Source organism: Chitinophaga chungangae (assembly GCF_017742215.1).
GTDB lineage: Bacteria > Bacteroidota > Bacteroidia > Chitinophagales > Chitinophagaceae > Chitinophaga > Chitinophaga chungangae.
Map to the genome: position 1 here is coordinate 1340133 of NZ_JAGHKP010000002.1, position 21309 is coordinate 1361441.

Sequence of the window (21309 nt, forward strand, 5' to 3'; positions counted from 1 at the left end):
TGAGTATATTTGAGAACAACTGTGAACACATAAAATGCTTTCATAATGCTGCTCAGAAGATTACTGCCCTTTGTTTTCCTGCTGCTTTCCGGTATCGGCAAGGCCCAGGAAAAACGCCCTAATATCATTTTTATTTTTTCCGACGACCACGCTTTCCAGGCGGTAAGCGCCTATGGCGGCAAACTCGCAAAAACGCCCAACATCGACAGGATCGCGAAAGAAGGCGCGATATTCCGCAACGCGCTCGTCACCAATTCCATCTGCGGCCCCAGCCGCGCTACTTTGCTCACCGGCAAGTACAGTCATAAAAACGGGTACACGCTCAACGAAAAACGGTTCGATGTCAACCAGCTGCTTTTCCCCCGCGTGTTGCAGCAACACCAGTACCAAACCGCCTGGATCGGCAAATGGCACCTCGGCGCTTTGCCCGAAGGCTTCGACTACTGGCGTATTCTACCGGGCCAGGGCAGCTATTACAATCCCGATTTCATCGAAAAAGGAAAAGATACCGCGCGGGTCCCGGGTTATGTGACCAATGTGATCACAGACGTATCTATCGACTGGCTGCAGCAACGCGATACGAGCAAACCCTTCATGCTGGTAGTGGGCCATAAAGCCACGCACCGCGAATGGCTGCCCGATCTGCAGGACCTCGGCGCATACGACAACGTAACCTTCCCGCTGCCTAAATCCTTCAAAGACGATTACAAAAACCGCGTGGCCGCGCAAAACCAGGACATGACCATCGAAAAAACGATGCGCCTCGCGGAAGACCTGAAAGTGCACGCGAATTACAACCGTGGCCTGTATGGCCGCTTTACGCCGGAACAAAAAGCAAAATTCAAAGGCTACTACGATAAGATCTCCCAAGAGTTCGACAACAAAAAACTCAGCGGCGATGCGCTCAACGAGTGGAAATACCAGCGTTATCTGAAAGATTATCTCTCCACTGCCCGCTCGCTGGACAGGAACATCGGCCGCCTGCTGGATTATCTCGATAAAAGCGGCCTTGCCGCAAACACCGTGGTGGTGTACGCTTCAGACCAGGGTTTTTACCTGGGAGAGCACGGCTGGTTTGATAAAAGGTTCATTTATGAAGAATCGCTCCGCACGCCTTTCCTGGTGCGTTACCCCGGGGTGATCAAACCCGGAACGAAAGTGAACGAACTGATGACGAACATCGACTGGGCGCCGACCATTCTCGACATCGCGGGGGTAAAAGCGCCGGAAGAAATGCAGGGCACGTCTTTTATGCCGCTGGTGAAACGCGGTGCGGACAAAAGCGGATGGCGCAAAGCGGCGTATTATCATTACTACGAATTCCCACAGCCGCATCACGTATACCCGCACTTCGGGCTGCGCACGGAACGGTATACGCTGGTGAGGTTTTACGGCCAGAGCGATACCTGGGAGCTGTACGATCTTGTAAAAGACCCGATGCAGCTGCATAATATTTACGGCACGAAAGGAACCGAAAAGATCACGGAAAGCCTGAAAGCGGAATTGCGCAAACAGATCGCGCAGTACGAAGACGATGAAGCGATGAAAATTCTCGATAAAGGCTGAAAGGAACGATAGAGAAAAAGCCGGCTGTGTATTGCAGCCGGCTTTTTTATTACGGCAGCGCCGCGGTCATATCTTTTACAGGCACGGGCCATACGCCGGGAGCGGGTACAGACACGCCTTTCGTGGGGCCTGCCACTTTACCGTCCTGCCCGAAATAATACAGGGGCCAGCCTTTGTAGGTCAGCTGTTTTTTTCCGAAAACGGTGATGGAGCCGAACAGGGTTTTGTCCAGAGAAGAAGGAACGGTGATCTTGTCGGTTTCATAGATCGGCCAAACGTTGTTGTTGGAAAAATCTGCCGCAGTGAAATTGTTGTCGTCTTTTTTATCGTTTTTGAACGTGTACAGCGTCACGCCGTTGCCGTCTGTAAAAAAGGTGGTTTTGCCATTCCCTTCCACGTACGCGGAGGTATAATTTTTTCCGTCGTTACCCACCAGCTGGGCGCTTACCAGCATGATGGAATAATCGGGTTTGGCTACGAACCAGTTGCCGCCTACTTTTTCACCGTCCGTGCGGCCGGCCGCTTCGGGCGTGTTCACGCCGTTTACTGCAGGGGCGTAGTAATAGAGCGGTTTCCCTTTGTAGGTGAGTTGTTTTTTACCGCCGGTCGTAATAGCGGTGAAGTCGGAAAATTCGAGGCCCGCGCCGATATTGTCTTTGGTGAGATCGTCTACGTTAAAAGCGGGCCAGAGCGCGGCGCATCCGCCGGCGCAGTTGCTGGTGAGCGGGGCGTCGTTCACGAAATAATAAAGGGTGCGGCCGTCTTTGTCCGTAAGGAAATTACCCAGCGTGGCGTTGCTTTTCAGCTGAACGGCGATCACAGGCTTTGGAGGTTCCGGCTCGGCGTTATCGTCCTTACAGGCCGGCATGGCGAAGATTGCGGCCGAACAGAGGCCGAGCAACAGTTTGGTAGTGATGGTCTTCATTGTGGTACGCGTATTTAAGTATGAACAGGCAATACAATTCCGGGGCGCTGTTTTGCACAGCTCCCGCTAGGGCGCCCGGTAATGAAATGGCCTGGTGAAAAATCCGATACTGTATACGGCAGTAATCCGGAAAAGGTTGGCTGTGGTTTTTGTTTCAGCGTAAAAAAAACCGGCCTGGCAGACAGGTTTTAAAAAAAGCGATGTGAGCTGTTTAAGAAGATTGCTCCCTGTTCAGCGGCCGGCGGTCGCCAAAAACAAGCAGCACCGCTACGATACCGATCGCGAAAAAGCTAAGTACCAGCGGGAACACGCCGTGCGTCATCAGGTTGCTGATAGCGGAGCCGAGCGTGGCGCCGATAAAAAAGAAAGAGGTTCCGTACACCGCGGCCGCCATTCCCGCCATATTGCCCATCGGTTCCAGCGCCAGCGCGCTGCTGTTCGGCTCGATGGTCAGGTTAAGGCCCATCAGCAAAGCGACGGCGACAAAAAATACAGTCATGCCCGGTGGATCGCCGGTGAAGAGCGAGATCAGCAGCAACACGCCGGCCGTTGCCGTATAAATGAGCAGCAGCCATTTTACGGTGCGCCGCGCACCGTATCTCGTGGAAAGAAAGGAATTGGTGAGCGTGCCTAAAGCCATTACCAGCCCGATGCCCGCGAAGATCCACGCAAACAGGTCCGGTCGGCCGTAAATCTCCCCCGCAATACGTTCCGAACTGGCAACGTAAGAGCTCAACCCTGTGAAAAGCAAAGTAGTGATCACCGTATAACGGAGAAAAACGCGGTTGCCCGCAATTTTCCTGATGGAACCGCCCACGCCAGACCAGTTGAGCGGCGTACGTTTTTCCGGAGGAAGCGATTCCTCCAGCCTGAACGACCACAGGAACACGACGGCCGCAAATATCGGCGGGGTCAGAAACACCATGCGCCACGAAAAAACATGCAGCACGGCCAGCCCGAGAAAGGGCGCAAACACCGGGGTAGACAAAAATATCGTCAATATCAGCGACATGATCCGCGCCATCCGGTCGCCCACATACCGGTCGCGCACACCCGCGATCGTGCTCATAAAAACGGCCGAAGCGCCCATGCCCGCGATAAACCGCGCCGCAAACATCAGCGGCAGGCTGGGAGCGTAAGTGGCGGCCACACCGCCGGCGATGTACAACGGAAATCCCGCGCGCAGGATCGCCAGCCTGCCAAACCGGTCTGATAATACGCCGAACACGATCTGCGCGATCTGCCCCATAAAAAAGAACCCGATGATCTGCGCCGTGGCAGTGGATTCAGGGTCGAGACCGAAATGTTTGCGCAGCTCGCCGAACACTGGCAGCATCACGTCGATACCGAGCGCGGTGAGCATCATCGTGCTGGCGGAAAGAGCGATAAATTCAGGAGACTTCATTTTCATACGCTATAAAACTACGCGATAGCTCAGCATTTACCGGGGTGTACATTGGACTTTGTAGCGGGGCGATCAGGCCATGAAAAACAAACCCGTAAAAACGTTTACGGGCCGGGGTGATATTTTTACCGGTTGATCAATTCGAAATCCGAAAATTCCGCCCGGAGAGGGAATGCTCCTTTGAAATGAAGGCCGGGCCGGGGGCTTCTGTCCCACTGCGGTAAAAAGCCGATATCCTGTTTTGTGCCGGGAGCAACCGGTTGCCAGTCGCCGTTGTACTGTTTGAAAAATACTTCGCAGGTGCGGTCGGGGCGCATGGTAAGTTTTAATTGTACGGGCGCGGCGTTGATGTTTTGCGTGGCGATCACCGTTCGTTGATTGTCTTTAACCATCCAGAATTCCACTTTGTCGTTCACCGCGCCAACTCCTACTGCCGCGTTGGCGTCGCCGTAAAATGCGAGCCCCTTGAGCGCTTCATTGCGGTTGGTCACGGTCGTGATGAGATCGAAACGATCGCTCGCCGGGCGAACGGTGAGTACCACGCCGGTTTTGTTTTCATCTTTGAATGCACCGGACAGGTACAACTTTCCTTTTTCCTGGCGGATGAGGGGGGTGGAATTGCGGAAATCCCATTGCCAGTAAACCGCCGGTTTTTTCTCATTGAACGATGTGGCGATGTCTGCCGCGGCTTTATCTGCCTGGCGGCTTATGAAAGACGGCCATCCGCCGGCGTTTTGCCATGTCAGTTCCGCCAGCATGCCTTCGCGGCCGGTAAATACGCTGCTTTCCTGGTTGTATGCGTGGTAGAGGTAGAGATATTTTCCATCGTCCTGTTTTGCGAACGTGCCGTGGCCGGGGCATTTCCAGGCCTCGTTCGCCTGCAATATGGGGTTCTGGCTGTAATCTTCGTACGGGCCTTTAAAATTTTTCGAGCGGGCAACACGCACGTTATAGCTGCAGCCGCTGCCGCAACAGTTGCCGGAAGAATAAAATAAATAATAGAAATCGCCTGATTTGAGAATGCTTTGTCCTTCCATTCCCAAACGCTGTTCATCTTTCAACATGGAAAACACTTCCCCTTCGAGTTTCAGGCCGTCTGCAGATAACCTGCTGCCGAGCAGCTCAATGGGCCATTTGTCGAGGCCGTACGCTTTAAAGGTCATATACAGCTGCCCGTTGTCGTTATACACAAAAGCGTCGATGGCTTCTTTGCCGAAACTGACGATCACGCCATGGTCTTTGAAACCTTTGTCCGGGTATTGCGAAGTAGCCACCCCGATGCAGGAAACGTTGTCGGATTTCCGGCGGGCGGTATAGTAGAGGTAATAAGTGTTGTTGTGGAAATAATACTCGGGCGCCCAGAAAGAACCGGAAGTCCATTCCGGCGCTTTGTCGAAAACATAACCCGCCTGTTTCCAATCCCGGAGGTTTTGAGAGGTATAGATGGGGAAATGCGGCGCCCATTCAGACGAGGTGCCGACGGCGTAATATCCTTTGGGGGTTTTGATGATGGAAGGGTCGGCGAAGTCGCCGGATATAAAAGCTTCGGAGCGGCTTTGCGCTATCGCGGGGTGGGCAAATGCAAATCCCGCCAGGAACAATAAGCAGTTGAAGTAATTTTTCATTGTGAACCGGTGAATGAATGCTGAATACGTCTTTAAATTACGACCACCGCCTTGTGGAGGCGGTGGCCGGGTCTGTAGGTATAAAGGTAAAAAAAGTGAAGGAGGATAAAAGTTTTTGACTTCGAACCGGGAGAATAAACACAGCGGCCCGGCTGAAATATACGATGGGAGAAGGTTTGGCGGAAATCTTTGAGAGGTTGAGCCGCTCGGCGGAAAAAGTGATTTTGCAGGGGTTAGTAATGGCGAAGCGGCCTGAAACCCGGATAAAAAGGATGGGGAGATTGGGGTGAATAGAACTTCAGTGGATGATAACATGTTGTAGCGCAATTGTGGTTGGGCATTTACAATGGTTTTATATTAAAAGGGTGTTCCTATAGAAAGAATTTATGAAACCGGTAATTGAAGGTGCTGCTGCGCCTAACATTCGTATATTTAGTACAATTTTTCAAACTAATTATTTCAGCTAGTCATGAAGTGGATAATCATTATCGCTACCGGCATTTTACTTTCTTTTAATAGTTACGGCCAGCCCCGCCTTAATGCCGGCATTTTGAGCGACAGTTCTTTTATGACCAGTGATCATGTGAAATTATTTCTTACATCGGCCGGAAAGGGTACTTCCTGCATTTTTGTTCACGGCGGCCCGGGCGCCTGGAGCAAGTCTTTTGAAGTAATGGGTGGAAATGTGTTGGAGAAAAAACTAACGATGTGGTACTACGATCAGCGGGGTTCGGGCCGATCCGAATCGCCGGAAAATGGCGATTACAGCTTGAACAGGATGGTGCAGGATATTGAGGATATACGTATAGCCACTGGTAAAAAAAAGATTTACTTGCTGGCGCATTCTTTTGGTGGCATACTGGCTTTTAATTACGCGTTAAAATATCCAGAGTACGTGAAAGGTTTAATACTGCTGAATGCAACATTGTCTATCAATCATTCGTTGGCAAACCAGATTATTTACGTTAATAAAACCCTTGGTACAAACTTTGGGTCCAATGCGGCAGAAGATACGCTGACGGCATACGTCAAAGCGATTACCGCATTACGGAAGAGCGGTAATGGATATATGATGTTATCTCACAATGAAGTGAATGTAGCCATGCTGGATAGTGTTGATAATTCTACCAGGCGTAATTATGACTTTGGCCGGTTGGCGCTGGGTATGAAAGAATATTTTACAGATTTCTCCCTGGCTACCGGCCGGCTCAATGTGCCGGTGTTGGTGATTTCCGGCACTGCAGATAATAATATTGGTCCCGAACATTATAAGCGGTTTAGTTTTCCGAAACAGACTGTAAAGGAAATTGTTGGTGGGCATATGCTTTATTACGAAAAGAATAAAGCGTTTGAAGAAGCTGTTTTTGAATTTGTGCGTTGAAGGGGGGCGGTAGAAGAAACTGCGATGTTGGGCGCGGGTTTGGCGGAAATAAAAAACCGGAAAAGCGTCGGTAAAAAACGCTTTTCCGGTATGGTAGCCTCGCCTGGAATCGAACCAGGATCTGGAGCTTCGGAAACTCTTATACTATCCATTGTACTACGAGGCCTGCTCCGCGAAGGAACGCAAAACTAATGTAAATTCGGAATTTTCTGAAGAATTTTATAACGTGCCGATATTGCTCTTGAAAATCCTTACGGCAATGGCCAGCAATATCACCCCGAAAAACTTGCGGACCACCATCAGGCCGGCTTTCCCGAGAATACGCTCTATCCAGCTGAGACTGCGCAACACCACGTAAATGATCACCAGGTTCACCAGGATGCCTGCCAGGATGTTATAATCCCCGAAATCGGCCTTCAGCGACATGATCGTGGTAAGCGTGCCCGAGCCCGCGATCAGCGGAAAGGCAATAGGCACCAGGCTGCCGGTTTTGGTGTCTTCGCTTTTGAAGAACTCGATGCCCAGGATCATCTCCATCCCGATAATGAATATCACGATGGAACCGGCCACCGCAAAACTCTGCAGGTCCACGCTCATCAGCTTCAGGAACGATTCCCCCACCAGCAGGAACACCACCATCAGCACGCCGGACGCCAGGGTGGCCTTTACAGCATTGATCTCGCCGATTTTTTCCTTCAAAGACAACAATATCGGAATGGAACCCAAAATATCTATCACTGCAAACAACGTAAAGCCTACGGTAATGATCTGGTCGATGCTGAACATATGATGGAATTTTTGCAAAAGTAGGGTATTCTTTTCGCCTGATTATGAGCTAAAATATCTAATTTGGCCGGTATTTCAGCACAGCCCCGTTTCAGGCAAACCTAAAATCCCGCTATGCAAGAAGATATCATCATTCAGATCAGCAATAAGATCAAGGAAAAACGCAAGGCGAAAGGAATTACCGTGCAGGAACTGGCCGATAAGGCAGACGTGAGCAAAGGCCTCATTTCCCAGATCGAAAATAACCGTACCGTGCCCTCGCTGCTGGTGCTGGTGAACATCATCCGCGCGCTGAACCTGGATATGAACGAGTTCTTCAACGACATCAACCAGCATAAACAGGCCGCCAAAGTGGTCATCAAAAGAAAAGACGAATACCAGGCTTTCGAAAAGGAAAACGCCAAAGGTTTCCTTTATAAAAGGATCCTCACCCGCAATATCAAAGCCGGCCCCGCCGATATCGTGCTGCTCGAGCTCAAAGCCGGCGCCAAACGGAGCCAGATCGTGAAAACCGACGCCTATGAATACAAATATGTGATCAAAGGCACGGTGGAATACCTCATCAACAATGAAAAATTCGTCCTCGAAACCGGCGATTCCATCTTCTTCGACGGCCGCTTCGGCCATAAACCCGCCAACATCGGGGCAGACGATGCGCTGCTGCTAGTGATATATTTCTTCCAGGACGGCGAAAAGTAAGCCCACAGCCACTTTGCAGACCCTTTAACCCCCATTTAATAAAAAATTAACAACGGATTGATGTAAAAATGTTTAATTTTACTACTCAATTTATTAGCATTTATAAACAATTTCCGATGTCAATATCCGTACAATCCTTCACTGTAAACGGTAAAACCTACACGCCGCCCGCCTGTCCCGTGGTGGTGATCTGCCTCGACGGGTCCGCGGACGAATACCTGGACGCCACCATGGCCCGCGACCGGATGCCCAGTCTTAAAAAGATGGTGCTGGCGGGTTACCGCGGTATGGTGAGGGGCGCGTTGCCTTCTTTCACCAACGTCAATAATTCCTCCATCGTAACCGGCGTAACCCCGGCCGTACATGGTATTTGCGGGAACTTTTTTTATGATACCCAAAGGAAGGAAGAAGTGATGATGAACTCTGCCGAATACCTGCGCGCGGAAACCATTCTTGCCGCCGCGGCCAACGCTGGCCGCAAGGTTGCCGTGGTAACGGCGAAGGAAAAACTGAGAGACATCCTCAGCCACAAAATGAAGGGCATCGCGTTTTCCGCCGAAAAGGCCAACCAGGCGCAGGAAGCCACCCACGGCATCGGCAACGCCGAAACCGTGCTGGGCCTCAAAACACCGGCCATTTACAGCGCCGATGCAAGCCTGTTCGTACTGCGCGCGGGCGTGGCGCTTATCGAAAAAGGACTGGGCGATTTTCTCTATCTCTCGCTTACCGATTATATGCAGCATACTTTCGCGCCGGAAGACGAGCCTTCGCTGGCCTTCTACGAAGCGATCGACCGTGAACTGGGCCGCCTGCTGGCCCTGGGCGCGGTGATCGGCGCTACGGCAGACCATGGCATGAACGCCAAACAAAAAACGGACGGCTCGCCAAACGTGCTTTATATCGAAACGATGCTCACCGAAAAATTCGGCGATGGTTTTCGCGTAATATGTCCCATCACCGACCCTTATGTGAAACATCACGGGGCATTAGGCTCTTATGTGGCGGTGCATGTACCGCAGCATGTGAACGAAACCGCGGTGAGCGATTGGTTGCAGCAACAACCGGGCATCACCGAAGTACATAACAAGGCCATGGCCGTACGTTTGCTGGAGCAGCCGGAAGACCGCATCGCAGACCTCGTAGTGCTCAGCGCCCGCGATGTAGTGGTGGGCAGAACACCTGCGCATCACGATCTCAGCGCACTGGATTCCGGGCTGCGCTCGCACGGCGGCCGGTACGAAGAAATGGTGCCGCTGCTGATCTCGCACCCGCTCACGGCCGCCTACAAAAGCAAAGCCGCCGGCGATCCCCGCAACTTCGATGTTTTTGATTTTACTGTGAACGGTACATCTCATAATTGATCCGAACTATGTTAGACACATTCGTTCCCGGGAAAGTAGCCGCGCTCACGGGTTACATTGCCGGCCAACCCGTTGAATCCAAACAATTGCTGGAAGTGCGCAGTCCATACGACGGGGGTATGGCCGGCACCGTTACACTTGCTTCGAAATCGCATACCGAAGCCGCTATCGAAGCGGGTTTGAAAGGTGGCGTGAAACTCAGCCGCTACGAGCGTTTCGCCATTCTCGACAAAACGAGGCAGCTGCTCGAAGAAAAAAAAGAAGAATTTGCCGCGCTGATCACTGCGGAATCGGGCCTTTGCATCCGCGAAAGCCGCTATGAAGTGGGCCGTGCGCGCGACGTGCTGCATTTCGCCGCGCTGGAAGCGTTGAAAGACGACGGGCAGATCTTTTCCTGCGATATTTCCCCCCAGGGCAAAGCGCGTAAAATATTCACCGTGCGCGAACCGCTGAACCTCGCCGTGGCCATCACGCCGTTTAACCATCCGCTGAACCAGGTGGCGCACAAAATAGCCCCGGCCATCGCTACCGGCACGCCGGTGATCCTGAAACCTTCCGAAAAAACGCCGCTCACCGCCATCAGGCTTTCCGAGCTGCTGTACCAAGCCGGTCTGCCGCATTACATGCTCAGCGTGCTGCTGGGGCCCACCGCGGAAGTGGCGGAAGTGCTGGTGGCCGATCCGAGGGTGGAACTGGTGTCTTTCACCGGCAGCGTGGCCGTTGGCAAACACATCGCGAAAAATGCGGGATATAAAAAAGTGATCCTCGAGCTGGGCGGCAACGATCCGCTGATCGTATTGGAAGACGCGGACATGGAACTGGCCGTTATGCTCGCCGCGGAAGGCGCCTACCGCAATTCAGGCCAACGTTGCACCGCCGTGAAACGCATATTGGTACAGGATTCCATCCATGATGAATTTGTACGGAAACTCGTGGAGAGAACAAAAGAATACGTTACCGGCGATCCCGCTTCCCCCGAAACCCGTGTCGGCACTGTAATAGACGAGCCCGCCGCGATCTACCTGGAAGATGTGGTGAAAAAAGCCGTAGCGCAGGGCGCCGAGGTGCTGACCGGCGGCAACCGCCGCGGCGCGCAAATGGAGCCCACCGTGATCGTAAACGTTCCCCGCGATGCGCAGATGGTGGTGCAGGAATCGTTTGGCCCGCTGGCGCCCGTTATGAAAGTACGCGATCTCGACGATGCGATACAGCTGGCTAACAGCACGGCTTTCGGGCTTTCCTCCGGCATCGTTACCAACGATATGCAAAAAGCGATCAAAGCGGTGAAAGAACTGCGCATGGGCACGGTGAACATCAATGAAGTGCCCGGTTACCGCATCGAAAGCTCTCCTTTCGGCGGTATTAAGGATTCCGGTTTGGGTATCAAGGAAGGCGTGATAGAAGCGATGAAATGTTTTACTTACGTGAAAACTTTTTCGCTGCCCTGGTAAGTCAGCTGCTCTTTTTTATCATTACACCCTCTCCATCTCCAACACCCTGAATTTTTTTCTCAATCTTTCCGGCGCATCAAATACGTACGGGTGAAACAGGTGCGCCAGCACTTCCACGCCGTCTACCAGCGTGCTGGCGCTGGGTTGGGTGAACAGGTCGTAGTCGGCGAGGTATACCTCGTTGTTGCGCACGGCCTGCAGGTTATTCCAGCCAGCAACATTCGTAACGAGGTGAAGCTCCTGTGCGGAGCGGTCGGTAAGAAAACCGCATGGCGCAATTACCAGCACTTCGGGATCGTAACGGAAGATCTTTTCCCAGGGCGTTACAATGGAATCGCCCGCGGGATTGGAAAGCATGTCTACCCCGCCTGCGTACGCCACCTGGTAAGGTATCCAGTGGCCGCAGTTGTACACGGGCGCCATCCATTCCATGATCATCACGCGGCGCAGCGGCGAGCGGTGCCCGCGCAGGCGGTCGGTGATACGGTCCAGCCGGTCCTGGAGCGCTGCCAGGTAACGGTAAGCTACGGCTTCCTGGTCCAGCGCCTGCCCGATAGTGATGGCGCAGTTGAACACGTCGGTTAGGTTGTTGGGGCTAAGACTTACCAGCCGCGGTTGTTTGGAAAGTTTATAAACCGCCTGCTGCGTGCAATGCGTATCGATCTGGCACACTTCACACACGTCCTGCGTAAAGATCACATCCGGCGCGATCTTCTCCAGCAAAGGCTCATCCACATAATACAAACTTTTTCCCTGCGCCTTGGACGCGGAAAAGATGCGGTCGATCTCCTCGCTGCTGTAAGTATTCCCTTCGAGAACATACCGCACCACGCGTTCTTTTTCCGCCAGCGCAACAGGCGGGCATTCGAATGTGACGCCCTGCAGCATGTGCTGGAGGCCCATGTCGTAGATCATTTGCGTAGCGGCGGGAAGAAAGGAGGAAGCGATCATATGTGAATCGGTTTTGCTTAAAAAAGGGAAAGGGCCGGCCATAAAGCCAGCCCTTGAATGTTATTAACGAACCGCCAGCGCCGGGATCTTTTTTTCCATCCAGGCAAACAGCCCGAAGAAAATGCCGCTGAAAACAAGATTGGCCAGCAAGGTGTTTTTCAGGAAAGGAAGACCCAGGGCATAACACCGCATGAGGCCGGAAAGGTCGCGGGTAAAGGGTTTGCCGGTGGTGATATCGTAACTGAAATCGCTCATGAACGTACCGAAATCCGCGATCAGCCAATGTACAACCGCCGCCAGCACACAAGCGGCCACGATGCGGCCCGCGCTCATTTTTTTGATCAGCAGCTGACCGATGAGCACGCTGGCTGCAAAACCGATATAGGCCCAGTACCAGCCGCTGAACATAAAACCGTTGGAATAGGCTTTGTATACCGTTTGCATCATGATCGCATCGCTGAGGAAAAGGGTGAGCAGCGGGAAAACGTATCCTTTCCACCTGTCTGCGAAGCAGGCCCCGCCAAACAGCGCCATGGCGCCTACAGGAGAAAAATTGGAAAACGGCGTGATGTCGCCCGCGGCGGTGATCCGCAATACGCCTGCCGCGATAATGAACAGTAGCAATACAAAAAAGCGGGGCTGTAAGTTCCTGATCGACATGTTGTCTGTTTTAATGATTACAGTGTAAAGGAAATTCCCGCGGCCACGTTGAAACCTAATACGGAGTAGCCGTAAATTTCCCAATATTTTTTATTGTTCGTGATGTTGTTTGCATTGAAAAACAGGTTCGCTTTCGGCGAAAAACGGTATTCCACGTACGCATCCAGCGTGGTGTACGCGTCCAGCGGCATTATTTCCATCGGCTGCGGGAAAGGCGGATAGTACTGATCGTAACGGGTGCCGGTATGGCGGAGCGTTGTGCTCACAAACAGGTGTTTGGTGAACTGGTAACCCACGTTCAGCGTGCCGGTATGGTTCGGGCGGCGAACGAGGTTGTTGTAGGTCGTGTCTTTCCCGGGCGTGGCCTGCGTGGTCACTTCACCGTCCACATACGCGTAGGTTGCCCTGACGCTCAGGCCTTTCGCGGGTTGCGCGGCCACTTCTATTTCCAGCCCTTTGTCGTTTTGTTGGTTGAAATTGGTGTAACGGTTGGTTTGCGGAATAAAAGCGATCACGTCTTTCAGGTCGCGCTTAAACGCCACTGCGCGCAGGTTAAGTTTGTCGTTCAGCAAAAAAGCCTGTGCGCCGGCTTCGAAGCTGGTGGCGTGTTCCGGCTTGAGGTCCGGGCTGCCCCAGATGCTGTACAATGCGGTAAGCGTAGGCGCTTTGAATCCTGAAGCCACGCTCGCGAATATTTTCAGCTTATCGGAAATGAGATAAGACGGATTGATGGTGTAAGTGAAGTTGTTGCCGTATTGGGAATGCATCGTATACCGCCCGCCCAGCTCAAAACTGAAGCCGTGCAGGTCTTTAATGAAAAGCGCCGCGTAAGGGCTGGTGTTGTGCATTTCACGGATGCCGTACGGGTCGCGGTACGCGGTGTCGAACATCTGCGATTTGCGGTATTCCACGCCTACCAGCGCCTGCAGCCAGCCGGTGATGTTATAGTTGCCGTACACTTCGCCGAAATAGCTGCGGCCGTCGAGATTCGTGATGCCCCAGGCGCTTTCGTCGCGCCGGGTTACTTTCTGGTAGGAGAAATTTCCGTGCAGCTGTCCGTTCCCGTTAAGGTCGTAATCCGCGCGGAGGCCGGTATGCAGCAGGTCCGACTGGTTTTTATTTTCGATCGCGTCTACGAAAGGGCCGCCGTCGTAAAGACTTTTATAATTGCTGTAAAAAAGGAAAGGGCGCAGTTTCAGATGCTCCGTTGCCTGTATGCCTACATTCGCGGTGAAGGAATTTTGTTTGATGCCGTCTCGGTCGTAATGCGGGTCGCGGATGGAATCGGGCGGCGCGGCTTCGGAGATGCCGTCGGTTTCGTAATGGGTGAAGCCGAGGTTGTAATCCACGTTGTTCTGCTGCCCGCGCAGGCCCAGCGAGCCTTTCAGGCTGCGGTTGCTGCCCCATGCGAGGTCGCCGAATGCGTTCACGGGTTTGTCGCCGCCTTTTTTGGTGATGATGTTAATGATGCCGGCGATTGCGTCTGCGCCGTACATCGTGCTTTGGGTGCCGCGCAGTATCTCGATGCGCTCTACCTGGTCTACCGGAAGGAACCGCAGGTCGATGGCGCTGCTGGTGAGGCCTGTCGCGTCCGCAACGGGAATGCCGTCCATCAGGATGGGCGTGTATTGGCTGGTAGCGCCGCGGAAATACAGTTCGCGGTTTTTGCCGGGATTGGAACCGACGCCGTTGATCACGATGCCGGCCTGTTCGTTCAATACGTCCGCCACGCTGCGGCCGATGTTTTGCGCGAGCTGCCGGCTGGTGATCACGGTGAGCACTTTACCGGTCTCGCTTTGTTTTTTTGCGAATTTCGTAGCGGTCACTACAAAGGTGTTCAGTTGGGAAACCTGCGCGCTGTCTTGCGCGGAAGCCGCATAGCATATAGCCAGCAGGCTGAAAGTAAGCATCGTGCTTTTCTTTTTCATGTACGTTTATAGGTTGAATATGTACAACATGCTCTCCGCTTTCACCCGAAGCAGGGAATGGAAGGTATGCGGCAGGTCTTCTGGCTTGCCCGCTTCCCGGTAGTACCTTCCCGCCCTGCGTTGTAGCAGGACAGTGGCTGGAGGAGACCGGAAAACATCGCGCTGCCGGAGCGGCAGGCGGCGGGTTTACAGCTACGGGGATAGCTCCGGATTTTCACCGGATTCCCTATTAATGCCCGATCAGGATCAGGGGCAACCGTTTACCGGGGGCAAACCTACGCATATTTTATGTAAATAATCACTTAATCGGTTATCTTGTAAAGTATGAGCATTAAACCAAAGCTGGGCCCTTTCGACCTCACCATGATCGTGGTAGGACTGGTGATCGGTATGGGCATTTTCAGGACGCCTATCAGCGTAGCCCGCGAAACGGGCACCCCGTCCCTCTTTTTTATGGTATGGGTATTGGGCGGACTGGTTACCCTTTGCGGGGCGCTCACCTATGCCGAGATCGGCAGCCGTTACCCGGTTGCCGGGGGATTTTATAAAGTGCTGTCTTACGGTTTCCATCCCGCTTATTCCTTTATGATCAACTGGACGTTGCTGATCTCGAATGCCGCGTCTATCGCCGCCGTGTGTATCGTAGGCGCTGAATATATCGGCCCTGTGCTGCTGCCTGAAACCCTCAGCAACGAAAGCGGGCGCAAAGCCATTGCCATCGGCGCCGTGCTGGTATTATACCTCATCAATCTTTCCGGCATTCGTATGAGCGCCAGCTGGCAGAACGTGCTCACGGTATTCAAGATCACCCTGGTGCTGCTGCTGTGCCTCGCGGCTTTCAGCAACAACGTGGCGCCGCCGCAGGCCAACGTTTCCGCTGCTACGTCAAACAGTTGGGCATATATTTTCGGGGCCGCGCTGGTGCCGGTCTTTTTTACCTACGGCGGTTACCAGCAAACCATCAATTTCGGCAGCGACGTGCGGGAGCCCGCCAGGAACATGCCGCGGGCCATTATGTTTGGCATCGCCATCATCCTGCTGCTGTACATCACGGTGAATTATGCGTACGTAAAAGTGATCGGTTTCGAGCAGCTGAAAACCACCGATGCGCTGGCCGCGCGCATGGCCGGGGCGTTTTTCGGGGAATACGGTTTCAAGATCACGAGCGTGCTGCTCTTTCTTTCGGTATTGGGGTACGCGAACGTGAACCTGATGTCTAACCCGAGAATGTATTACGCGATGGCTGAAGACGGCGTGCTGCCGGGCATTTTCAAAAGAGTGAACAGCAAAACGCAGGTGCAGGAAGTAGCGCTTACCGTGTTTGCCGCGCTGGTGATCGGCCTGCTGTATTTCCTGAGCAATTTCGACAACATCATCCGCTACGTCATGCTTTTCGATTCCATCGGGCTGGCTTCCGCCGCGGCTACTATTTTTGTACTGCGGAAAAAAACGGCTCATCTCGACGGGCGGGGCATTTATAAAATGAAACTTTATCCGTTCGTTCCCGCGTTCTTTATCCTGGTATATCTTTTCGTGACCGTCAATATTTTTATCAAAGACCCGGGCCAGGCGCTGGGAGGGATGATCTGGTTCGTGGCCGGGCTGCCCATTTATTTTTTCATGAAATATGTCGTGCGGAAAAAAGAATAGGCCGCCGCAACCGTTTTTAATTAATACTATGGATCTATCTTATATTATCAATCAGTTAGGGGAAGACAGGGAGCTGTATTTCAACGCCATCGCCCCGCCGATCGTGCAGAGCAGCAACTTTGCGTTTAATACGGTGGCGGAAATGCGCGCCCTGCTGCAGGATGAATACAAAGGTTTTTTATACAGCAGGGGCAACAACCCGACGGTGGACATTCTCCGTCAAAAACTGGCCGCGCTCGACGGCGCGGAAGACGCGCTCGTATTCGGCAGCGGCGCGGCAGCCATCTTCGTGGGCGTGCTGTCGCAGGTGCGGCAGGGCGATCATGTGGTGTGTGTGCAGGACCCATACAGCTGGGCGCGTTACCTCTTCGAGAGCCTGCTTCCGCGTTTCGGCGTTACCACCACTTTTGTGGACGGCACGCGCACGGAGAATTTTGAGAACGCCCTTCAATCCAATACCCGCCTCATTTACCTCGAATCGCCCAATTCCCTCACTTTCGATCTGCAAGACATTGAAGCCGTTTCGAAACTGGCGAAACACAAAGGCATCGTCACCATTCTCGACAACAGTTACTGCACGCCATTATACCAGCAGCCGCATGCCATGGGGATAGACCTTTGCCTGCAATCGGCCACCAAATTCATCGGCGGCCACAGCGATACGGTGGCGGGCGTGCTCACGGGCAGCCGCGACATGCTGCGCAAAATATTCGTGTCCGAGTTCCTGAGCGTAGGCAGCGTGATAGCGCCCTTTGCGGCATGGCTGCTGCTGCGCGGCCTGCGCACGCTGGAGGTGCGCCTGAAACGATGCCAGGACAGCGCGCAGGAGATCTGCCAATGGCTCAAAGAGCAGCCCCAGGTCGAAAAAGTATTTTACCCGCTCGACCCGGAGTTCCCGCAATATCAACTGGCGAAAAAACAAATGAAAGGGGCGGCGGGGCTGCTCACGATCCAGCTGAAAGCCACGGAAGCTGCGCAGGTGGAACGTTTCTGCAACGCGTTGCAGCATTTTTTAATGGCGGTAAGCTGGGGCGGGCACGAATCGCTTATTTTCCCGGCCAGCGCATCCCTGCCAGAAGGCGGTTTCAGCGCAGACCAGCCGAAACACAGGATGGTGCGCATTTACATCGGGCTGGAAGATCCTGGTTTCCTGAAAGCCGACCTGGCGCAGGCTTTAGCAAAAATATAAACTACATCAAGACATCAGGATATTAACGCAAAAGAGGCGGCCCGTTGAAGGCCGCCTCTTTTGCGAATGATGCATCCCGGATCAACCCGGCATGCGGCTGATATATTTGTCCATTTCCTTGATCTGGCTCACGATCTGGTCGGTCGTGGGTTTCTGCGCTTTTGCGCGGCGGAAATAGTCCTTGGCGGTTTTGAAATCGCGGCGGCTCATAGCGATGGAGCAAAGTGTGAGCAATGCCGCGGCGGTATTTTCTTTGTCCGGCAGGCCCAGCCTGATGGCTTTTTTCAGGTTGGAATCGGCGGTTTTGATATCGTTTTTCTGGTAAGCGATGGTGCCCAGCTGAAAATACTGCATGCCTTCATATTCCTTCATCGGGCTGCCGCTTTTGATGCTGGCTTTTACGGCCGCTTCGGCTTTGTCCAGATCCTGGGTGTACATTGCAAAATTGCTCTGCATCATGTAATAACCGGAACGGATGGGCTTGATGAGGAGTTTGGGGAATTTGATCTGGTTCAGCAAGCGGCTGGCCGTTTCCACGTCGCCGGCTTCCACGGCTTCCTGGATCAGGCGCATAGGGCCGAACAGGAAATGCGTCACGATACAGATCACGGCCAAAACCAGCACAATGGCGGCTTCCCACCAGCCAAAGGCAAAGCCCAGGGCGATACCGGCTACCAGGAGCACGATGCCCAGGGGGAGACGGTATTTAATAAATAAGTTAAATGCTTTCATAATAAATCAAAAACGAAGGGCAAAGATACAATAAGAAAAAAGGAAAAAGCGGGGCAAAATACGCCCTTGCTTTTTCCTTTGACAGTTTGTGAAAATATTTTCTTATTGCCTGCTGAATGAATATACTACATAAGCAGTTTTTCCTTCATAAGACACCGGCGCGCGCCATACCATGGAGGCATTGTCCGCACTTTGCAGTTCCACGCGGTAACCGTCGGTGATGTTTTTAGCCTTCACGCCGTCCATCAGTTCCTTGAACTGGAGCATGATCACGCCGCCCTGGTTGAGGGTGCTCCACACGATGTTCTGTGTGCCGGTCGGGCAGCCTTCGCCGGTGGCGGTGAGGGTGTACGAACCGTAGCTGTTGCTGGGCAATACCCAGTTGCTGCCCTGAAGGCAATCAGGAGGGATGTTGGAAAATACCGTCTTGATCTTTGCCGTTGAAGGCAGGCCGTCGTAGCTTACATTGCTCAGGGTCCATTTGCCCATGGCATTTTTGCGCATGCCGCTGGCCGTTGGTGCGGAAGCGCCCTGTTGCGAAGCGCAGGCGCTCAGCAGCAGCACGGCGGCCATGGGTACCATCAAAAAGCGGGTCAGTTGCTGTATCATTTTTTGGATGTTTTGTGCATAGGTAACAAATTTCCGGCCAAAAGTGTTGCAAACAATGTGGTGGCAAAGGTCAATGATTGTGGGATTCCGGTAACGGGCAAACAAACGACCGGTCGTAAAGCGGGGCTAAAAATCGCCGGAAAATAAACGTTCCGATCCGTTATTCCGACAATTGAAGTATTGAAATTGCCAGTTCAGTTCTTTATGTGTTTAAAGTCCGGCACAGGCTGAATAACTTTGTTGTGGTTAAGGAAACGATGAATTGTTTTTACTCCATGTATTGACCCCAAAAAAATATTCAGCCATTGTAAGGAAACTATGAATTGTATTAACTCCATGTTAGTGGCCCCAAAAAATATTCAGCCATTTACATTCAAAGGGAAATGCCGCTTGGGCCGGAAGGCTGGAGGGAAGCGCATTTCGGGGTATTGAGGAACCTCCGTGACGGGTGCGGGCGGGGTACCGGCAGCGGTATCCCGCGGCCCTCCGCGCATGAAGACATTTAACTTCCTTATAGGAATATGCTGCTAATAAAACGGGCGCGGGCTTCAGCTTGTGCCTCTTTTTTAATCACCGCCTCCGTCGCCGCCTCCACTGTCGCCGCCGCTATCGCTCCATCCGCCATCTGCGCCTCCACCGCCCCCGCTGCCTCCGTCGAACCCTGCGCTTGCTGCGGGAGCGCCGCTGCCGGTTGTATAACCGCTGCCGTAATCGTTATCATAATTATTATCCGGGCTGTTGCCATTCCCCTGCCGGTTCTTTCTCCTGGCAACGGTGTAAATGCCATATGTCAGCACCAGGACGAATGTGATCATAAAAAGGACTTGCATAACGCGGGAGTTATTTTTTAATGATAACCACCCGCGGGTTTTCAACCCAATAAAAACGGGCCGCGGGCGATCCCGGATGAAGACGTACGGGTGTGCGCCCGACAGAACCAGGGATAACTTATTGAAAAAGCAGATGGCAGGTAAAAGGGCCGCCTTTTCAGGCAGGCCCTTTTTCGTAGGGTTATCGCGGGAATATTGGTTGGTTTGCAATAGGTTGTAAACGGCACTGCACCGGCTGCATAAAAGCAGCGGTACGGCAGTGCAATCCGCCGGGGCGGATGGACGACTTAGACGGCGCCGCAGGTTTACGGCTCCCGTGAATTTTTTATGCTTGCTCTTCTTCCACAACTTCCGCTTTGGGCGTCAGCTGGTAGCTGGGGAAGGAATAGTCCAACAGGCTGTCTGCCGACGGCTCGCGCTGCACGGCATGCAACATTTCCCCCTGCCCGGCGATCAGCCAGCGGATGTTGAACTCGGGGAAACGATGGGCGATGTCTGCCACAATGTCCACACTCGGTTTTGCGCCGTTGGCACGGAACAGCCGGGCGATCTTTTCGCAGCTTTTATAGTGCAAAGCGCGGCTGAAGGCTGTAGTACTTAAGCCTTTATGCTCCAGGAAGCATTTAAGTCGGGTAGCGATTGATTCCATAACAAAAGAATAACTTACTTGGAAAAGACACCAAAACCGTTATAAAGGGTGAATTTTTACGAAAATTATTTTTTCAGAATGATTCACCCTTCCCCCCTCAAAATCCACTCTTAAGTATAGAACACCATCCGTAGTGTTGTTCCATCCGGTTTACGGAAGTTGAAAAACCCGTAAAGGCTTGTCCGGCGGAATACTGGATAATCGTACGTGAATTACTCGCTGGCCGGCCTTTCATTCGTCCAAGCCCCAATTCCGGACAAAGCCTTATGAGTGCAGCCTTTTGAGGCAGCATTATCTTTTTTCCGCCCGGGACCGTGGATGCCAGATAAAGAGGACCGGGGCGGCATTTTGCCGTACGCGTTACCCACCAGGGCCGAAAGATTTTCGTATGCCCTGCTCCGTGAGGAAATGTTAACGAAGGACCAGGCAGCCGCAAAAAATGTTAATGCAGGAAACCGCGCGAAAAAAAAGCGTGAAAACAATATTTTCTTCCGGTTGAAGAAAGATAAGTGAAGAAGAAAATGCAACCGGTTGTAATAAACAGTCTCATGTCTAATGTATGCATATACCGGAGGGTGAATTCTTTCACCCTTCTTTTATTTAGAAGTATAATTACTGTTGTTTGATAGTGTTTCGGGGGCCGGGAGGCCCCTTTTTTATTCCCGCCTAAAAAAACAGCAGGCCCCCGGATTGAGGGCCCGCTGCATATACGGTTTTTCCAGAGGAGCTGATTGTAATGTCACGAATGTATACATTCAGCCCAAGATCCGCTACCATACTGAAATATATTTGTTCGTATAAAGTGTGAATTATTTCAATTTGTCAGAATATTCACTATTTAAGCGTGTATTTTACGCCTTTGTTGCACAGGTCCCGGCTTTTTTGTATTTTTTCACCGGATTCCACCCACCA

19 protein-coding genes, 1 tRNA gene and 1 riboswitch are annotated in these 21309 nt (G+C 52.6%); of the genes, 8 read left to right on the plus strand and 12 right to left on the minus strand.

Translation table 11 applies throughout. The features are described 5' to 3' along the window. Positions 1–45: 45 nt before the first annotated feature. Positions 46–1566 (plus strand): sulfatase family protein, encoded by a 1521-nt coding sequence (locus J7I43_RS13780; RefSeq protein WP_209146259.1) that lies wholly within the window; start codon positions 46–48, stop codon positions 1564–1566. 49 nt (positions 1567–1615) lie between these two features. Here J7I43_RS13780 and J7I43_RS13785 read toward each other — a convergent pair whose 3' ends face one another. The 3 genes from J7I43_RS13785 to J7I43_RS13795 form a co-directional block, all read right to left on the minus strand. Beyond that, positions 1616–2491 carry a COG4315 family predicted lipoprotein gene (locus J7I43_RS13785; RefSeq protein WP_209146260.1) on the minus strand — a complete coding sequence of 292 codons (876 nt, stop codon included), beginning with the start codon at positions 2489–2491 and terminating at the stop codon, positions 1616–1618. 211 nt (positions 2492–2702) lie between these two features. Beyond that, on the minus strand, positions 2703–3896 hold the full coding sequence (locus J7I43_RS13790; protein ID WP_209146261.1) for an MFS transporter: 1194 nt from the start codon (positions 3894–3896) through the stop codon (positions 2703–2705). A gap of 125 nt (positions 3897–4021) precedes the next feature. Then, positions 4022–5521, minus strand: a complete 1500-nt coding sequence (locus tag J7I43_RS13795; protein ID WP_209146262.1) for a glycoside hydrolase family 43 protein — start codon at positions 5519–5521, stop codon at positions 4022–4024. Positions 5522–5685: 164 nt separating this feature from the next. Between J7I43_RS13795 and J7I43_RS25025 the strand changes: the two genes are divergently transcribed. Continuing rightward, entirely contained in the window at positions 5686–5811 is a 126-nt protein-coding gene (locus J7I43_RS25025) for a YdeI/OmpD-associated family protein (protein WP_209146263.1), read from the plus strand. Positions 5812–5990: 179 nt separating this feature from the next. Next, entirely contained in the window at positions 5991–6902 is a 912-nt protein-coding gene (locus tag J7I43_RS13805; protein WP_209146264.1) for an alpha/beta fold hydrolase, read from the plus strand. Positions 6903–6993: 91 nt separating this feature from the next. On the opposite strand, the gene J7I43_RS13810 is transcribed toward J7I43_RS13805, so the two are convergent. Next, a tRNA-Arg gene (locus tag J7I43_RS13810) sits at positions 6994–7068 on the minus strand. A 53-nt stretch (positions 7069–7121) separates the two neighbouring features. Then, positions 7122–7688 (minus strand): MarC family protein, encoded by a 567-nt coding sequence (locus tag J7I43_RS13815; RefSeq protein WP_209146265.1) that lies wholly within the window; start codon positions 7686–7688, stop codon positions 7122–7124. Between the two features lie 114 nt (positions 7689–7802). Between J7I43_RS13815 and J7I43_RS13820 the strand changes: the two genes are divergently transcribed. The 3 genes from J7I43_RS13820 to phnY all read left to right on the plus strand — a co-directional run bounded on the left by J7I43_RS13820 (position 7803) and on the right by phnY (position 11199). Continuing rightward, positions 7803–8387: a helix-turn-helix domain-containing protein gene (locus J7I43_RS13820; protein ID WP_209146266.1), complete on the plus strand. Its 585-nt coding sequence runs from the start codon at positions 7803–7805 to the stop codon at positions 8385–8387. Between the two features lie 116 nt (positions 8388–8503). Then, a complete protein-coding gene (phnA, locus tag J7I43_RS13825; protein ID WP_209146267.1) occupies positions 8504–9748 on the plus strand; it encodes a phosphonoacetate hydrolase in 1245 nt (414 codons plus the stop codon). 8 nt (positions 9749–9756) lie between these two features. Continuing rightward, on the plus strand, positions 9757–11199 hold the full coding sequence (phnY, locus tag J7I43_RS13830) for a phosphonoacetaldehyde dehydrogenase (RefSeq protein WP_209146268.1): 1443 nt from the start codon (positions 9757–9759) through the stop codon (positions 11197–11199). Positions 11200–11220: 21 nt separating this feature from the next. Here the strand turns inward: phnY and J7I43_RS13835 are convergent, their stop codons facing one another. From J7I43_RS13835 to J7I43_RS13845, 3 genes are all read right to left on the minus strand, one after another. Beyond that, on the minus strand, positions 11221–12150 hold the full coding sequence (locus tag J7I43_RS13835; protein ID WP_209146269.1) for an ABC transporter substrate-binding protein: 930 nt from the start codon (positions 12148–12150) through the stop codon (positions 11221–11223). Between the two features lie 63 nt (positions 12151–12213). Then, positions 12214–12810 carry a DUF6580 family putative transport protein gene (locus J7I43_RS13840; protein WP_209146270.1) on the minus strand — a complete coding sequence of 199 codons (597 nt, stop codon included), beginning with the start codon at positions 12808–12810 and terminating at the stop codon, positions 12214–12216. A 17-nt stretch (positions 12811–12827) separates the two neighbouring features. After that, the gene (locus tag J7I43_RS13845) at positions 12828–14738 is read right to left on the minus strand and encodes a TonB-dependent receptor plug domain-containing protein (protein WP_209146271.1); all 1911 of its coding nucleotides are present in this window, start codon (positions 14736–14738) and stop codon (positions 12828–12830) included. A gap of 53 nt (positions 14739–14791) precedes the next feature. Continuing rightward, positions 14792–15014, minus strand: a riboswitch (cobalamin riboswitch). Positions 15015–15062: 48 nt separating this feature from the next. On the opposite strand from J7I43_RS13845, the gene J7I43_RS13850 reads away from it, so the two are divergent. Next, positions 15063–16388, plus strand: a complete 1326-nt coding sequence (locus tag J7I43_RS13850; protein ID WP_209146272.1) for an APC family permease — start codon at positions 15063–15065, stop codon at positions 16386–16388. Positions 16389–16416: 28 nt separating this feature from the next. Continuing rightward, positions 16417–17577, plus strand: coding sequence for a trans-sulfuration enzyme family protein (locus J7I43_RS13855; protein WP_209146273.1), 1161 nt, complete (start codon positions 16417–16419; stop codon positions 17575–17577). A gap of 81 nt (positions 17578–17658) precedes the next feature. Here J7I43_RS13855 and J7I43_RS13860 read toward each other — a convergent pair whose 3' ends face one another. From J7I43_RS13860 to J7I43_RS13875, 4 genes are all read right to left on the minus strand, one after another. Beyond that, on the minus strand, positions 17659–18309 hold the full coding sequence (locus J7I43_RS13860; RefSeq protein WP_209146274.1) for a tetratricopeptide repeat protein: 651 nt from the start codon (positions 18307–18309) through the stop codon (positions 17659–17661). A 102-nt stretch (positions 18310–18411) separates the two neighbouring features. After that, a complete protein-coding gene (locus tag J7I43_RS13865) occupies positions 18412–18918 on the minus strand; it encodes a lipocalin family protein (RefSeq protein WP_209146275.1) in 507 nt (168 codons plus the stop codon). A gap of 566 nt (positions 18919–19484) precedes the next feature. Further along, positions 19485–19733 (minus strand): hypothetical protein, encoded by a 249-nt coding sequence (locus tag J7I43_RS13870; RefSeq protein WP_209146276.1) that lies wholly within the window; start codon positions 19731–19733, stop codon positions 19485–19487. A 340-nt stretch (positions 19734–20073) separates the two neighbouring features. Then, on the minus strand, positions 20074–20397 hold the full coding sequence (locus tag J7I43_RS13875; RefSeq protein WP_209146277.1) for a hypothetical protein: 324 nt from the start codon (positions 20395–20397) through the stop codon (positions 20074–20076). Between the last annotated feature and the right edge of the window lie 912 nt (positions 20398–21309).

Bases quoted from the DNA above. Each gene is read 5' to 3' on its own strand.
- J7I43_RS13780 (WP_209146259.1), top strand. From the start codon at position 46: ATGCTGCTCAGAAGATTACTGCCCTTTGTTTTCCTGCTGCTTTCCGGT.
- J7I43_RS13785 (WP_209146260.1), bottom strand. From the start codon at position 2,491: ATGAAGACCATCACTACCAAACTGTTGCTCGGCCTCTGTTCGGCCGCA.
- J7I43_RS13790 (WP_209146261.1), bottom strand. From the start codon at position 3,896: ATGAAGTCTCCTGAATTTATCGCTCTTTCCGCCAGCACGATGATGCTC.
- J7I43_RS13795 (WP_209146262.1), bottom strand. From the start codon at position 5,521: ATGAAAAATTACTTCAACTGCTTATTGTTCCTGGCGGGATTTGCATTT.
- J7I43_RS25025 (WP_209146263.1), top strand. From the start codon at position 5,686: ATGGGAGAAGGTTTGGCGGAAATCTTTGAGAGGTTGAGCCGCTCGGCG.
- J7I43_RS13805 (WP_209146264.1), top strand. From the start codon at position 5,991: ATGAAGTGGATAATCATTATCGCTACCGGCATTTTACTTTCTTTTAAT.
- J7I43_RS13815 (WP_209146265.1), bottom strand. From the start codon at position 7,688: ATGTTCAGCATCGACCAGATCATTACCGTAGGCTTTACGTTGTTTGCA.
- J7I43_RS13820 (WP_209146266.1), top strand. From the start codon at position 7,803: ATGCAAGAAGATATCATCATTCAGATCAGCAATAAGATCAAGGAAAAA.
- phnA (WP_209146267.1), top strand. From the start codon at position 8,504: ATGTCAATATCCGTACAATCCTTCACTGTAAACGGTAAAACCTACACG.
- phnY (WP_209146268.1), top strand. From the start codon at position 9,757: ATGTTAGACACATTCGTTCCCGGGAAAGTAGCCGCGCTCACGGGTTAC.
- J7I43_RS13835 (WP_209146269.1), bottom strand. From the start codon at position 12,150: ATGATCGCTTCCTCCTTTCTTCCCGCCGCTACGCAAATGATCTACGAC.
- J7I43_RS13840 (WP_209146270.1), bottom strand. From the start codon at position 12,810: ATGTCGATCAGGAACTTACAGCCCCGCTTTTTTGTATTGCTACTGTTC.
- J7I43_RS13845 (WP_209146271.1), bottom strand. From the start codon at position 14,738: ATGAAAAAGAAAAGCACGATGCTTACTTTCAGCCTGCTGGCTATATGC.
- J7I43_RS13850 (WP_209146272.1), top strand. From the start codon at position 15,063: ATGAGCATTAAACCAAAGCTGGGCCCTTTCGACCTCACCATGATCGTG.
- J7I43_RS13855 (WP_209146273.1), top strand. From the start codon at position 16,417: ATGGATCTATCTTATATTATCAATCAGTTAGGGGAAGACAGGGAGCTG.
- J7I43_RS13860 (WP_209146274.1), bottom strand. From the start codon at position 18,309: ATGAAAGCATTTAACTTATTTATTAAATACCGTCTCCCCCTGGGCATC.
- J7I43_RS13865 (WP_209146275.1), bottom strand. From the start codon at position 18,918: ATGATACAGCAACTGACCCGCTTTTTGATGGTACCCATGGCCGCCGTG.
- J7I43_RS13870 (WP_209146276.1), bottom strand. From the start codon at position 19,733: ATGATCACATTCGTCCTGGTGCTGACATATGGCATTTACACCGTTGCC.
- J7I43_RS13875 (WP_209146277.1), bottom strand. From the start codon at position 20,397: ATGGAATCAATCGCTACCCGACTTAAATGCTTCCTGGAGCATAAAGGC.